This is a genomic window from Streptomyces xanthochromogenes, from assembly GCF_014650455.1.
Lineage (GTDB): Bacteria > Actinomycetota > Actinomycetes > Streptomycetales > Streptomycetaceae > Streptomyces > Streptomyces xanthochromogenes.
The window spans coordinates 673,464-687,863 of sequence record NZ_BMUZ01000001.1; the positions used below are offsets into that span (position 1 = coordinate 673,464).

The 14,400-nt window shown below is 66.5% G+C and carries 11 protein-coding genes and 1 tRNA gene; 2 read left to right on the forward strand and 10 right to left on the reverse strand.

Going from position 1 to position 14,400, the window contains the following annotated elements:
* Positions 1–36: 36 nt before the first annotated feature.
* Positions 37–279: a hypothetical protein gene (locus tag IE267_RS03090; RefSeq protein WP_189762059.1), complete on the forward strand. Its 243-nt coding sequence runs from the start codon at positions 37–39 to the stop codon at positions 277–279.
* Positions 266–529, forward strand: coding sequence for a hypothetical protein (locus IE267_RS03095; RefSeq protein WP_100578089.1), 264 nt, complete (start codon positions 266–268; stop codon positions 527–529). The genes IE267_RS03090 and IE267_RS03095 overlap by 14 nt, the downstream gene beginning before the upstream one ends.
* Before the next feature lie 75 nt (positions 530–604).
* Here the strand turns inward: IE267_RS03095 and IE267_RS03100 are convergent, their stop codons facing one another.
* The 10 genes from IE267_RS03100 to IE267_RS03145 form a co-directional block, all read right to left on the reverse strand.
* Positions 605–4,504, reverse strand: a complete 3,900-nt coding sequence (locus IE267_RS03100) for a DNA-directed RNA polymerase subunit beta' (RefSeq protein WP_167157676.1) — start codon at positions 4,502–4,504, stop codon at positions 605–607.
* 128 nt (positions 4,505–4,632) lie between these two features.
* On the reverse strand, positions 4,633–8,118 hold the full coding sequence (rpoB, locus tag IE267_RS03105) for a DNA-directed RNA polymerase subunit beta (protein WP_161244510.1): 3,486 nt from the start codon (positions 8,116–8,118) through the stop codon (positions 4,633–4,635).
* Positions 8,119–8,730: 612 nt separating this feature from the next.
* Positions 8,731–9,114, reverse strand: a complete 384-nt coding sequence (rplL, locus tag IE267_RS03110; RefSeq protein ID WP_161244509.1) for a 50S ribosomal protein L7/L12 — start codon at positions 9,112–9,114, stop codon at positions 8,731–8,733.
* A gap of 113 nt (positions 9,115–9,227) precedes the next feature.
* Positions 9,228–9,758: a 50S ribosomal protein L10 gene (gene rplJ, locus IE267_RS03115; RefSeq protein WP_053731188.1), complete on the reverse strand. Its 531-nt coding sequence runs from the start codon at positions 9,756–9,758 to the stop codon at positions 9,228–9,230.
* Positions 9,759–10,084: 326 nt separating this feature from the next.
* Positions 10,085–11,038 (reverse strand): SCO4651 family lipoprotein, encoded by a 954-nt coding sequence (locus IE267_RS03120; RefSeq protein WP_189762060.1) that lies wholly within the window; start codon positions 11,036–11,038, stop codon positions 10,085–10,087.
* Positions 11,039–11,214: 176 nt separating this feature from the next.
* The gene (rplA, locus tag IE267_RS03125) at positions 11,215–11,937 is read right to left on the reverse strand and encodes a 50S ribosomal protein L1 (protein WP_161244507.1); all 723 of its coding nucleotides are present in this window, start codon (positions 11,935–11,937) and stop codon (positions 11,215–11,217) included.
* Between the two features lie 89 nt (positions 11,938–12,026).
* The gene (gene rplK / locus IE267_RS03130; protein ID WP_053731185.1) at positions 12,027–12,461 is read right to left on the reverse strand and encodes a 50S ribosomal protein L11; all 435 of its coding nucleotides are present in this window, start codon (positions 12,459–12,461) and stop codon (positions 12,027–12,029) included.
* 186 nt (positions 12,462–12,647) lie between these two features.
* Entirely contained in the window at positions 12,648–13,574 is a 927-nt protein-coding gene (nusG, locus tag IE267_RS03135) for a transcription termination/antitermination protein NusG (protein WP_189762061.1), read from the reverse strand.
* Between the two features lie 74 nt (positions 13,575–13,648).
* On the reverse strand, positions 13,649–13,945 hold the full coding sequence (gene secE, locus IE267_RS03140) for a preprotein translocase subunit SecE (protein ID WP_161244505.1): 297 nt from the start codon (positions 13,943–13,945) through the stop codon (positions 13,649–13,651).
* Between the two features lie 106 nt (positions 13,946–14,051).
* Positions 14,052–14,124 (reverse strand) — tRNA-Trp (locus IE267_RS03145).
* Positions 14,125–14,400 lie beyond the last annotated feature (276 nt).

The window sequence follows — 14,400 nt, forward strand, 5'->3', positions numbered from 1 at the left end:
GGGACCGCTCCCCCGTACCGACGAAGGAAGCCCCTCATGTCCGAAGCCGCCAAGAGCGCCCTGCGCACGGTCGTGCAGACGGCCGTCGGCCTCGCCCTCGCGCTGCCCGCCATCATGGACGCCACCGGAGTCCCGGCCACCCTCCCCTGGGCCGCCGGGGCACTGGCCGTCGCCGGCGGGCTCGCCCGGGTCATGGCCCTGCCCACCGTCCAGGCCCTGCTGCCCGGCTGGCTGCGCACCGGGACCCAGCCCGTGGGTGCCGCCGATGACCGAGCCTGACCGGAGCGACCCGGTGCCGGTCGCCCTGGAGCTGGAGCGGCTGCGCGGCACCCTGGAGGCCGGGTTCGCCCGGGTCGACGGGGCGCTGGCCCTGCTCGTGCAGCGCAGCGACCAGACCGACCGCCAGCTCGCCGATCACGAGAGCCGCCTGGACGCCCTGGAGCGGACCCGCTGGCCGGTGGCGAGCATCGCCGCACTCACCGCGGTGACCGGCACCGCGCTCGGCCTGTGGCAGCTGGCCGCCCGCTGAGCGGCCGGAAAACCCCGAAGGGCGCCCACCCCGCCGAAGCGGAACGGGCGCCCTTCAGTACCTCTGACGTACGCCTTACTGGTTGTACGGACCGTAGTCGTAGTCCTCCAGCGGAACGGCCTGGCCGGAGCCGGTGCCGAACGGCGAGTAGTCGATGTCGTCGTAGCCGACGGCCGAGTACATCGCGGCCTTGGCCTCTTCGGTGGGCTCGACCCGGATGTTGCGGTAGCGGGACAGACCCGTACCGGCCGGGATGAGCTTACCGATGATGACGTTCTCCTTGAGGCCGATGAGGCTGTCGGACTTGGCGTTGATCGCCGCATCCGTCAGGACTCGGGTCGTCTCCTGGAAGGAGGCGGCCGACAGCCAGGATTCCGTCGCCAGCGAGGCCTTGGTGATACCCATCAGCTGCGGACGGCCGGAGGCCGGGTGGCCGCCTTCCGTGACCACACGACGGTTCTCGGTCTCGAACTTCGAGCGCTCGACGAGCTCGCCCGGCAGCAGCTCCGCGTCGCCGGACTCGATGATCGTCACGCGGCGCAGCATCTGCCGGATGATGATCTCGATGTGCTTGTCGTGGATCGACACGCCCTGCGAGTTGTAGACCTTCTGGACTTCGCCGACCAGGTGGACCTGGACCGCACGCTGACCGAGGATCCGCAGCACGTCGTGCGGGTTGGTGGCACCGACGGTGAGCTTCTGGCCCACCTCGACCGCGTCGCCCTCGCCGACCAGCAGACGGGCACGCTTGGAGATCGGGAACGCCGTCTCCTCGCTGCCGTCGTCCGGGGTGACGACGATCTTCTTGGTCTTCTCGGTCTCCTCGATCCGGACGCGGCCCTTGGCCTCCGAGATCGGCGCGACACCCTTGGGCGTACGGGCCTCGAAGAGCTCGACGACACGCGGCAGACCCTGCGTGATGTCGTCACCCGCCACACCACCGGTGTGGAAGGTACGCATCGTCAGCTGGGTACCGGGCTCACCGATGGACTGGGCGGCGATGATGCCGACCGCCTCACCGATGTCGACCAGCTTGCCGGTGGCGAGCGAGCGTCCGTAGCAGAAGGCACAGGTGCCGACCGCGGACTCACAGGTCAGGACCGAGCGGGTCTTGACCTCCTCGACACCCGCACCCACGAGGGCGTCGATGAGCACGTCACCGAGGTCCACGTTGGCCGGCGCGATGACCTTGCCGTCGACGACGACGTCCTCGGCGAGCATGCGGGCGTAGACGGAGGTCTCGACGTCCTCGGTCTTGCGCAGCACGCCGTCGGCGCCCCGCTCCGCGATCTTGAGCTTGAGGCCGCGGTCGGTGCCGCAGTCCTCCTCGCGGATGATGACGTCCTGCGAGACGTCCACCAGACGACGGGTCAGGTAACCCGAGTCGGCGGTACGCAGGGCGGTGTCGGCGAGACCCTTACGGGCACCGTGGGTCGAGATGAAGTACTCGAGCACGGTCAGGCCCTCGCGGAACGAGGCCTTGATCGGACGCGGGATGGTCTCGTTCTTCGCGTTTGACACCAGACCACGCATACCGGCGATCTGACGCATCTGCATCATGTTTCCTCGGGCACCCGAGTCAACCATCATGAAGATGGGGTTCGTCTTGGGGAAGTTCGCGTTCATCGCCTCGGCAACCTCGTTGGTCGCCTTGGTCCAGATCGCGATGAGCTCCTGCGTGCGCTCGTCCTTGGTGATCAGACCGCGCTCGTACTGCTTCTGGACCTTCTCGTCCTGGGCCTCGTAGCCCTGGACGATGGCCTTCTTGGCCTCGGGCACGACGATGTCCGAGACGGCGACGGTGACGCCGGAACGGGTCGCCCAGAAGAAGCCGGCCGCCTTCAGGTTGTCGAGCGTCGCCGCCACGATGACCTTGGGGTAGCGCTCGGCGAGGTCGTTGACGATCTCGGAGAGCTGCTTCTTGCCGACCGAGTAGTCGACGAACGGGTAGTCCTCGGGCAGCAGCTCGTTGAAGAGCGCGCGGCCCAGGGACGTACGCAGACGGAACGAGTCGCCCTGCTGCCAGGTCGTCTCGCCGTCCTCGTCGAGCGGCGGGGTCCAGCCACGCGGCGGGACGGTGCCGATCGGGAAGCGGATGTCGATCTTGGCCTGGAGCGAGAGCTCCCGGGCGTCGAACGCCATGATCGCCTCGGCGGTCGAGTTGAAGGCGCGGCCCGCGCCCTTCACCTCGCGCTCCTCTTCGTCCGTGGTGAGGAAGAAGAGGCCGAGCACCATGTCCTGGGTCGGCATGGTGACGGGACGACCGTCGGCCGGCTTCAGGATGTTGTTCGAGGACAGCATCAGGATGCGGGCCTCGGCCTGCGCCTCCGCGGAGAGCGGCAGGTGGACGGCCATCTGGTCACCGTCGAAGTCCGCGTTGAACGCGGTGCAGACGAGCGGGTGGATCTGGATGGCCTTGCCCTCGACCAGCTGGGGCTCGAAGGCCTGGATGCCGAGGCGGTGCAGCGTGGGCGCACGGTTCAGCAGAACCGGGTGCTCGGCGATGACCTCTTCGAGGACGTCGTACACGACCGTGCGGCCGCGCTCGACCATCCGCTTGGCGCTCTTGATGTTCTGCGCGTGGTTCAGGTCGACCAGGCGCTTCATCACGAACGGCTTGAAGAGCTCCAGCGCCATGGCCTTGGGCAGACCACACTGGTGCAGCTTCAGCTGCGGACCGACGACGATGACGGAACGCGCGGAGTAGTCCACACGCTTGCCGAGCAGGTTCTGACGGAATCGACCCTGCTTGCCCTTGAGCATGTCGGACAGCGACTTCAGCGGACGGTTGCCGGGGCCCGTGACCGGGCGACCACGACGGCCGTTGTCGAAGAGCGCGTCGACGGCCTCCTGAAGCATGCGCTTCTCGTTGTTCACGATGATCTCGGGGGCGCCGAGGTCAAGGAGTCGCTTCAGACGGTTGTTGCGGTTGATCACGCGGCGGTACAGGTCGTTCAGGTCGGAGGTCGCGAAGCGGCCACCGTCCAGCTGCACCATCGGACGCAGGTCCGGCGGGATGACCGGCACGCAGTCGAGCACCATGCCCTTGGGGCTGTTGCTGGTCTGCAGGAACGCGGAGACGACCTTGAGGCGCTTGAGCGCACGGGTCTTCTTCTGGCCCTTGCCGGTACGGATGATCTCGCGGAGGCGCTCGGCCTCCTCGTCGAGGTCGAAGGTCTCCAGGCGCTTCTGCAGGGCAGCGGCACCCATCGAGCCGTCGAAGTACGTGCCGAAGCGGTCACGCAGCTCGCGGTAGAGCAGCTCGTCGCCCTCAAGGTCCTGGACCTTGAGGTTCTTGAAGCGGCTCCACACCTCGTCGAGACGGTCGATCTCGCGCTGCGAACGGTCACGCAGCTGCTTCATCTCACGCTCGGCACCTTCGCGCACCTTGCGGCGCACGTCGGCCTTGGCACCCTCGGCCTCCAGCTCGGCGAGGTCCGTCTCGAGCTTCTTGGCGCGGGCTTCGAGGTCCGAGTCGCGACGGTTCTCGATCTGCTGGCGCTCGACGGAGACGTGGGCCTCCAGCGACGGCAGGTCGCGCGTACGGCGCTCCTCGTCCACGAACGTGATCATGTACGCGGCGAAGTAGATGACCTTCTCGAGGTCCTTCGGCGCGAGGTCGAGCAGGTATCCAAGACGCGACGGAACGCCCTTGAAGTACCAGATGTGGGTCACGGGAGCGGCAAGCTCGATGTGGCCCATCCGCTCGCGGCGCACCTTGGCACGCGTGACCTCTACGCCACAGCGCTCACAGATGATGCCCTTGAAGCGGACGCGCTTGTACTTGCCGCAGTAGCACTCCCAGTCCCGGGTCGGACCGAAGATCTTCTCGCAGAAGAGTCCGTCCTTCTCGGGCTTGAGGGTGCGGTAGTTGATGGTCTCCGGCTTCTTGACCTCACCGTGGGACCACTGACGAATGTCGTCAGCAGTGGCGAGGCCGATCCGCAGCTCGTCGAAGAAGTTGACGTCGAGCACTTGTCGTCAATCCCTCTTTCGGGGTCGATTCTTCAAGATGGTCTGAGGGGGGTCCGGATGGGGGTCCCTCCTAGGCCCTTGGGGCCTAGGGGGAGGCGGGGGCTCTTGGCGAGCCCCCACCAGACCCGTCAGACCTCTTCGACGCTGCTCGGCTCGCGCCGGGACAGGTCGATACCGAGCTCCTCCGCAGCGCGGAAGACGTCCTCGTCCGTGTCGCGCATCTCGATGGACATGCCGTCCGAGGACAGCACCTCCACGTTGAGGCAGAGCGACTGCATTTCCTTGATGAGCACCTTGAAGGACTCGGGAATGCCGGGCTCGGGAATGTTCTCGCCCTTGACGATGGCCTCGTAGACCTTCACACGGCCGGTCACGTCGTCGGACTTGATGGTCAGCAGCTCCTGGAGTGCGTACGCGGCGCCATAAGCCTCCAGCGCCCACACCTCCATCTCACCGAAGCGCTGGCCACCGAACTGGGCCTTACCACCCAGCGGCTGCTGGGTGATCATCGAGTACGGACCGGTCGAACGGGCGTGGAGCTTGTCGTCGACCAGGTGGTGCAGCTTCAGGATGTACATGTACCCGACCGAGATCGGGTCCGGGAACGGCTCGCCGGAGCGGCCGTCGAACAGGTTGGCCTTGCCCGAGGGCTGGACGAGACGGTCGCCGTCGCGGTTCGGGATCGTGGCCTCGAAGAGACCGGTGATCTCGTCCTCACGGGCGCCGTCGAAGACCGGGGTCGCGACGTTGGTACCGGCGGCGACCTGGTCGGCGCCGATGGCCTGCAGACGCTGGGCCCAGTCGTCGGCCAGACCGGAGACGTCCCAGCCTCGGCTGGCGAGCCAGCCGAGGTGGATCTCCAGGACCTGTCCCGGGTTCATTCGGGACGGCACACCGAGCGGGTTCAGGATGATGTCGACCGGAGTTCCGTCCTCAAGGAACGGCATGTCCTCGATCGGAAGGATCTTCGAGATGACGCCCTTGTTGCCGTGACGGCCGGCGAGCTTGTCACCATCCGTGATCTTGCGCTTCTGCGCCACGTAGACACGAACCAGCTGGTTCACGCCCGGCGGCAGCTCGTCGCCCTCTTCACGGTCGAAGACGCGGACGCCGATGACCTTGCCGATCTCGCCGTGCGGCACCTTCAGCGAGGTGTCACGCACCTCGCGGGCCTTCTCGCCGAAGATCGCGCGCAGCAGGCGCTCTTCCGGCGTCAGCTCGGTCTCACCCTTGGGCGTGACCTTGCCGACGAGGATGTCGCCGGCGACGACCTCGGCACCGATACGGATGATGCCGCGCTCGTCGAGGTCGGCGAGGACCTCCTCGGAGACGTTCGGGATGTCCCGGGTGATCTCCTCCGGGCCGAGCTTGGTGTCACGGGCGTCGACCTCGTGCTCCTCGATGTGGATCGAGGAGAGGACGTCGTCCTGGACGAGGCGCTGCGACAGGATGATCGCGTCCTCGTAGTTGTGACCCTCCCACGGCATGAACGCCACGAGCAGGTTCTTGCCCAGCGCCATCTCACCCTGCTGGGTGGCGGGACCGTCGGCCAGGACCTGGCCCTCGATCACGCGGGCGCCCTCGTCCACGACAACCTTCTGGTTGACCGAGGTGCCCTGGTTGGAGCGGGCGAACTTGGCGATCCGGTACGTGGTGTACGTGCCGTCGTCGTTGGCGACGGTGATGTAGTCCGCGGAAACCTCCTGGACGACACCCGCCTTCTCCGCCTTGATGACGTCACCGGCGTCGACCGCGCAGCGGTACTCCATGCCGGTGCCGACGAGCGGCGCCTCGGACGTGATCAGCGGCACGGCCTGACGCATCATGTTCGCGCCCATGAGGGCACGGTTGGCGTCGTCGTGCTCCAGGAACGGGATCATGGCGGTCGCGACCGACACCATCTGGCGCGGCGAGACGTCCATGTAGTCGACCTCGGTGCCGGGCACGTAGTCGACCTCGCCACCACGGCGGCGAACCAGGACGCGCGGCTCGGTGAACCGCATCTCGTCACTGAGCGCGGCGTTGGCCTGCGCGATGACGAAGCGGTCCTCCTCGTCGGCGGTGACGTAGTCGACCTCGTCGGTGACCTGGCCGTCGACGACCTTGCGGTACGGCGTCTCGATGAAGCCGAACGCGTTGACGCGGCCGTACGAGGCGAGCGAACCGATCAGACCGATGTTCGGGCCTTCCGGCGTCTCGATCGGGCACATGCGGCCGTAGTGCGACGGGTGCACGTCACGGACCTCGAAGCCGGCCCGCTCACGGGAGAGACCACCCGGGCCAAGCGCCGACAGACGGCGCTTGTGGGTGAGACCCGACAGCGGGTTGTTCTGGTCCATGAACTGCGACAGCTGGCTGGTGCCGAAGAACTCCTTGATGGAGGCGACGACCGGCCGGATGTTGATCAGGGTCTGCGGCGTGATCGCCTCGACGTCCTGGGTCGTCATGCGCTCACGCACGACGCGCTCCATACGAGCCAGACCCGTACGGACCTGGTTCTGGATGAGCTCGCCGACGTTGCGCAGACGACGGTTGCCGAAGTGGTCGATGTCGTCGGTCTCGACGACGATGTTCCGACCCGACTCGCCGACCGTCTCGGTCTCACCGGCGTGCAGCTTGACCAGGTACTTGATGGTCGCGATGACGTCGTCGGTGGTGAGCACGCCGGCGTCCAGCGGCTCGTCCGCGCCGAGCTTCTTGTTCACCTTGTAGCGGCCGACCTTGGCGAGGTCGTAGCGCTTCGGGTTGAAGTAGAGGTTCTCGAGCAGCGTCTGAGCGGCCTCGCGCGTCGGCGGCTCGCCCGGGCGCAGCTTGCGGTAGATGTCGAGCAGCGCGTCGTCCTGGCCCTGGGTGTGGTCCTTCTCCAGGGTGGCGCGCATGGACTCGTACTCGCCGAACTCCTCAAGGATCTGCTCGGTGGTCCAACCGAGAGCCTTGAGGAGGACGGTGACGGACTGCTTGCGCTTGCGGTCGATGCGGACACCGACCATGTCGCGCTTGTCGATCTCCATCTCGAGCCAGGCACCCCGGGACGGGATGATCTTGGCCGTGAAGATGTCCTTGTCGGACGTCTTGTCGATGTTGGAGTCGAAGTAGACACCCGGCGAGCGGACCAGCTGCGACACGACGACACGCTCGGTGCCGTTGATGACGAAGGTGCCCTTGTTGGTCATGAGCGGGAAGTCGCCCATGAAGACCGTCTGGGACTTGATCTCGCCGGTCTCGTTGTTGGTGAACTCGGCGGTGACGAAGAGCGGGGCCGCGAACGTGAAGTCGCGCTCCTTGCACTCGTCGATCGAGTTCTTCGGCGGCTCGAAGCGGTGGTCGCGGAAGGTCAGGGACATCGACCCGGAGAAGTCCTCGATCGGGGAGATCTCTTCGAAGATCTCCTCCAGACCGGACTTGGTGGGGACGTCCTGCCCACTCTCGAGAGCGGCCTCGACCCGAGACTTCCAAGCGGCATTGCCGAGCAGCCAGTCAAAGCTCTCGGTCTGCAGCGCAAGAAGGTTCGGAACCTCGAGGGGCTCCTTGATCTTTGCAAAGGAGATGCGCAGCGGGGCGGTGCTGGCGCCGTTGTTCGTATTGGCGGTCGAGGCGTTGCGCGAGGCGGCCAAGAGGGGGTCCTTCCGAGGGCTCGGACTCACTACGCGCGTACCGGTCCCACGTGGGCACAGAGAGAGACGTTTCCGAGTCGGCCGGGAAGGCCAGTTCAGGGCGGTTCAATCCGAGGTGCTCAAGCGAGGGCATGCCCCTGGTGACGGGCAGGGGACAGCTAACAGGCAGCGCAAAGGGACAGTGTAGCCACTCGGCACACTGATGTCCAGGGCGGATTTTCAGAGACCCGCATTGCTCTTCTCAAGTACCTCGGTACCTCGGTCAGCCGTGCGCCGCGCAGACGCAGATTAGTACTGCCCTCTTCGCCGTCGATCCATGCCTCGGATCCGGATCGTTGTGACGACGCGTCCTGAGAATTGCGCGCTGCGTGCGGTTCGTCAAGACCCCTCCGCTCCCCGGGGATCGCCGCGGGAGCCGTTACGGGGCTACGCCTGCGTCCTCGCCGAGCAGACGGCGAAGATCACCATACTCCCCGACCGACCCCGTACGAGGCACGCGGCGCGGGTACGCCGAAGGGCGACCACCCGGATGGGTGATCGCCCTTGGCGGTGCCCAGCGGCGCGCGAGCGCGCCTGCTGGACGGGTGCGGGCCCCGTGGAGCCCGCGAGGTGTTACTTGACCTCGACGGAAGCGCCGGCGGCCTTGAGGGACTCGGCAGCCTTCTCGGCGGCCTCCTTGGCGACCTTCTCGAGGACCGGCTTCGGGGTGCCGTCGACGAGGTCCTTGGCCTCCTTCAGACCCAGGGAGGTCAGCTCGCGCACGACCTTGATGACCTGGATCTTCTTCTCGCCGGCGCCGGTGAGGATGACGTCGAACTCGTCCTGCTCCTCGACGGCCTCGGCGGCGGGGCCACCGGCGGCGGGACCGGCAACGGCGACGGCCGCGGCGGCGGTGACGTCGAACTTCTCCTCGAAGGCCTTCACGAACTCGGAGAGCTCGATGAGGGTCATGCCCTCGAACTGGGCGAGCAGGTCTTCCTGGCTGAGCTTCGCCATGATGGGCGATCCTTCCACTAATTCGGCGGGTGCCGGATGTACATGTAGGCGGGCGTACGTTCGGCCCGCTGCGACCGCGCCCCTAAGGGGCCGCGATCAATGCGCGAGCCGAATTACTCGGCACCGCCCTGCTCGGCGAGCTTGACGCGAAGCGCTTCCGCAGTGCGGACGAACTTCGACGGCAGCGCCTGGAGGAGCGAAGCAGTCTGCGACTGCTTGCCCTTGAACGCGCCGGCCAGCTTGCTGAGCAGAACCTCGCGGGACTCGAGGTCCGCAAGCTTCTTGATCTCATCGGCGGACAGCGCCTTGCCATCAAGGACACCGCCCTTGATGATCAGGTTCGGGTTCTCCTTGGCGAAGTCACGAAGACCCTTCGCCGACTCCACCGGGTCACCGGTGATGAAGGCAACCGCCGTCGGACCGTTGAACTGGTCGTCGAGCGAAGTGATCCCGGCCTCGTTGGCCGCAATCTTGGTCAGCGTGTTCTTCACCACGGCGTACTGGGCGTTCTCACCGAGCGAACGACGCAGCGTCTTGAGCTGCGCCACGGTGAGACCCCGGTACTCGGTCAGCACGGCGGCGTTCGAGCTGCGGAACTGGTCCGCGAGCTCGGCTACCGCGGCAGCCTTGTCGGGCCTTGCCATAGAGCGTCGGCCTCCTTCCGGGTGATGAGGACCGCTCAGAAGGGGCTGAACAAAACGAAACGCCCCGGCGCAGGCGCACGGGGCGTAGCTCAACCAGCTGCACTCAGAAGAGACATCCGGGAACTTTCCACGGTCACCTGCGCGGGTCGTCCGCATCCAGCGGATCCTTCGGCCACCGCACCCTCGAATGAAGGCACGGCAACGACCAGCGGTCTTTGGCTTCTGGGGAAGCGTACGTTACGGCGTCCGTGTCAAGCAAATCCGCTCGTACGGGGTGCCGGCGCGGGTGCCGCAGGGGCGGGCGGCACCCCGTGCCGGGCGGTCCGTCAGGCGTTCTCGCCGCCCGCACCGGCACCGGCCCGCTTCATCATCTCGGCCATGTCGAACGTCTCGGACGCCGGCGGAGCCGTGACGGCGACCTTGGTCCCGTAGTCCGAGTAGTGGGCGTTCATGCTGATCTTGCCCTGCGGCGTGGTGATGCCGACGTTCATCTGCACCGGGTAGCCGTCCTTGTTGATCCAGAGCTCGGTGTCGTAGCCCTTGATGCCGGACTGCTTCGCGGAGTCGAGGAGCTTCTTGCGGTCCTGGGCGGACATGCCGTCGAGCGCCTGATTGCTCGCAGCCATCTCGTCCACCGTCAGGGTCCCCTTGTAGTGCTCCGCGGGGGCTCCGTCGATCTGCTCGCTGCCGAGGTGCTTCAGGCTCGGCGAGTCCGTCAGGATGGCGAGCTGCTGGGCCGGGTCCTGCTTCTCGGCTCCGCCGGTCAGCGACTGGGAGGAAGCGCCCCCGCCGGCCGCCGAAGCCAGCGCGCCGAGGTCCATCTTCATCCAGTGCTTGCCGTCCATGTGCTGGGACACCGTGGTTCCCATGTCCATGTACATGACGTTGTCCAGCTGCACCATGCGGATCTTGTCCGGTGCGTCCTTGCCCGCCTGGGCGAAGGCGGACCCGCTCATGGTCATGTCCATCGCCGCCGGGTCCCACGACTGGATCCCGGACATCACCAGGTCGCCCCCGGCCGCGCCGGCCCCGGCGGCGCCCGTGGCCCCGGCCGGCATCGACATCTTCAGGGTGACCTTCGCCGACTTGGCTGCCGACGTCTTCTTGTAGGCCGCCTGGAGCGCTGTGCGGGCATCCTTCGGGCTCGACTGCTGAGCCGCCTTCTTCGGCGCCTCGGCGGCCTTCTTGGAGTCGCCGTCGCTCTGGCATCCGGCGGCCACCGCCACCAGGACTCCAACCGCCGCGAGGGATATCCCGGCGCGCTTGACGGACTTGCTCATTACGTCCCCACCCCATAGATCAAACAGACGAAAACCTTCACAACCGTAACTCAGCGCACTGACAGCGGGCACATGAAAAAACCGGCCCCCGCCCCTCCGAAGAGGTGCGGGGGCCGGTCTCAGTACGCGAAGTGCGTCTCAGTACGCGAACCCGCGACTGCCGTGATCCGGGAGGATCAGACGGCGGCCGGGTCCTCCTCGACGAGGAGGTTGCGGGTGCGGTTCGAGTCGAGCGCGATACCGGGGCCCATCGTGGTGGTGATGGTCGCCTTCTTGATGTACCGGCCCTTGGCGGCGGACGGCTTCAGACGGAGGATCTCCTCCAGAGCCGCACCGTAGTTCTCCACCAGCTTGGCGTCGTCGAAGGACACCTTGCCGATGATGAAGTGCAGGTTCGAGTGCTTGTCGACGCGGAACTCGATCTTGCCGCCCTTGATGTCCTCGACGGCCTTGGCGACGTCGGGGGTGACCGTGCCGGTCTTCGGGTTCGGCATCAGACCACGGGGACCGAGCACGCGGCCGAGGCGGCCGACCTTGCCCATGAGGTCCGGGGTGGCGACGACGGCGTCGAAGTCCAGACGGCCCTTCGCAACCTCGTCGATGAGCTCGTCGGAGCCGACGATGTCGGCGCCCGCGGCAAGCGCGGCCTCGGCACGGTCGCCGGTCGCGAAGACCAGGACCCGGGCGGTCTTACCGGTGCCGTGCGGGAGGTTCACGGTGCCACGGACCATCTGGTCGGCCTTGCGCGGGTCGACACCCAGGCGGAAGGCGACCTCGACGGTGCCGTCGAACTTGGTCGTGGAGGTCTCCTTGGCGAGACGGACCGCTTCGAGCGGCGCGTACAGCTTGTCCGCGTCGATCTTGGCGTCCGCAGCGCGGAGGGTCTTGCTGCGCTTCACTTCAGCTCCTGTGTTGGTTCAGGCATGGAGTCGTGGTGCGGGCCAGCGCTTGGCCCTACCACTGGAGGTCAAACGGGGGTGAGCTGAGATCAGCCCTCGACCGTGATGCCCATGGAACGGGCGGTGCCGGCGATGATCTTCGACGCGGCGTCGAGGTCGTTGGCGTTCAGGTCGGCGAGCTTCGTCGTGGCGATCTCGCGAACCTGGGCCTCGGTGATCTTCGCGACCTTGGTCTTGTGGGGCTCGCCGGAGCCCTTCTCGACACCAGCGGCCTTGAGGATCATCTTCGCGGCCGGCGGCGTCTTGGTGATGAAGGTGAAGGAGCGGTCTTCGTAGACCGTGATCTCCACCGGGATCACCCAGCCACGCTGCGACTCGGTCGCGGCGTTGTAGGCCTTGCAGAACTCCATGATGTTGACGCCGTGCTGGCCGAGCGCGGGGCCGACCGGCGGGGCCGGGTTCGCCGCACCGGCGTTGATCTGGAGCTTGATAAGCCCCGTGACCTTCTTCTTCTTGGGAGGCATTGCTCTCTCCGGGTCCTAGTGAGAGTGAACCGCCTTCATCCGATCAACCGGATGGAGGCATACCGCACAACGATAACGGGTATAGCTGCGCGGCTAAAAACCGAGCAGGTCAGAGGGGCTGCGAGAGCTCCTCTGACCTGCTCGGAAGTGCTGGTTCCAGAAAGCGTTCCGGGTTGCCGGAAGGCGTCAGTTCTTCTGGATCTGGTCGAAGCTGAGCTCGACCGGGGTCTCGCGGCCGAAGATCTCGACGAGGCCCTTGACCTTCTTCGAGTCGGCGTTGATCTCGTTGATGGTCGCCTGCAGCGTCGCGAACGGGCCGTCGGTGACGGTGACCGAGTCGCCCACCTCGAAGTCCAGGACCTGGACCTCGACCTTGCGCTGCGGAGCGGGCTTGCCCTCGGCCTCGGCGGCCTCGCGGGCGGCCTTCTCCTCGGCCTCGGGGGCGAGCATCTTGACGATCTCGTCGAGCGTCAGCGGGTACGGGTCGTAGGCGTTGCCCACGAAGCCGGTGACACCGGGGGTGTTGCGGACGACGCCCCAGGACTCGTTCGTCAGATCCATGCGGACGAGAACGTAACCAGGCAGCTTGTTCTGCCGGACGTTCTTGCGCTCGCCGTTCTTGATCTGGACGATCTCCTCTTCGGGGACCTCGGCCTGGTAGATGAACTCCTCGACGTTCAGCGAGACGGCACGCTGTTCGAGGTTGGCCTTCACACGCTTCTCGTAACCGGCGTACGTGTGGATGACGTACCACTCGCCGGGCAGGAAGCGGAGCTCCTGGCGCAGGGCCTCGACCGGGTCGACGGGGGCGGCGGGCTCCGCCGGCTCGTCATCCTCGGTGGACTCCTCGGACTCGACGTCCTCGTCCTCGACGGAGGCCTCGGCCTCGTCGGATGCGTCCTCGTCGGTCGCGTCCTCGGTCACGTCGGAGGCCTCGGCCTCTTCGGCCTCGACGTCATCGGAGTCGACGTGCAGGGCAGCCTCTTCGGCCGCTTCGCCCGCAGCGGCGTCGGCAGCCTCGGCCTCGTCCTCGTCGGCCGCCTCGATGATCTCGAGCTCGTCCTCGACGGACTCGACCGACTCGGAGGCGTCGTTCAGGTTCGGGTCAGACACGGTGGCTGCTTCTTCCTGGCTACAGATGGGGTGGAACATGCGAAAGGGGCGCCGATGAGGGGCGCCCTTCGCGATCAGCCGAAGACGTACTTGACTACCTGCGAGAAGCCGGAGTCAATCAACGTCACAATGCCGATCATGATGACGACGAACACGATCACGACCGTGGTGTACGTCGTCAGCTGGCTGCGTGTCGGCCAGACAACTTTACGGAGTTCGGCAACAACCTGCCGGTAGAAGAGCGCGAGACGGCCCACAGGGCCCTTCTTGCCGCGCTTGCCGCCCTTGCGGGCCTTCTTCTTCGAATCCTTGGACTCCGCTGCCTCGTCCTGGGCATCAGGCATGTCGATGGAGCCCACGGCGTCCGTCACGCTTCTCACCTGATTCCGGGTCATGGCCGTGCCGCGCCCGGTGGAGCCGCACGGCGGTGCATTGAAGTACGTACATGCGCACACATCCTGGCGAAGGTGTGTGTAGCAGGGCCGGAGGGACTTGAACCCCCAACCGCTGGTTTTGGAGACCAGTGCTCTACCAATTGAGCTACGACCCTTTGTGGTTCCCCCAACCTACCGCATGTGGTGGTGCGGTTGGTGAGGACCAACAGGCAGTGAGTGTACGTGGTCAGGGGCCCGGCGTCGAACAGCTTCCTCCCGAACCCCTCCCGGCCGCCGCCGTCCCGTCCTCCTCCCGGCCTTCTCGGCGCCCGCCCCAGGCCTTCCCACGGCCTTCCCACGGCCTCCGCAGGGCCTCTGCGAGAAGGGCTCTCGGACTCCTGTCCACATGCTGACCGGTCCGTGAAACGCGGGTGTCCGGGCCGTTGGAGGTC

Bases quoted from the DNA above. Each gene is read 5' to 3' on its own strand.
- IE267_RS03090 (WP_189762059.1), top strand. From the start codon at position 37: ATGTCCGAAGCCGCCAAGAGCGCCCTGCGCACGGTCGTGCAGACGGCC.
- IE267_RS03095 (WP_100578089.1), top strand. From the start codon at position 266: ATGACCGAGCCTGACCGGAGCGACCCGGTGCCGGTCGCCCTGGAGCTG.
- rplL (WP_161244509.1), bottom strand. From the start codon at position 9,114: ATGGCGAAGCTCAGCCAGGAAGACCTGCTCGCCCAGTTCGAGGGCATG.
- rplJ (WP_053731188.1), bottom strand. From the start codon at position 9,758: ATGGCAAGGCCCGACAAGGCTGCCGCGGTAGCCGAGCTCGCGGACCAG.
- IE267_RS03120 (WP_189762060.1), bottom strand. From the start codon at position 11,038: ATGAGCAAGTCCGTCAAGCGCGCCGGGATATCCCTCGCGGCGGTTGGA.
- rplK (WP_053731185.1), bottom strand. From the start codon at position 12,461: ATGCCTCCCAAGAAGAAGAAGGTCACGGGGCTTATCAAGCTCCAGATC.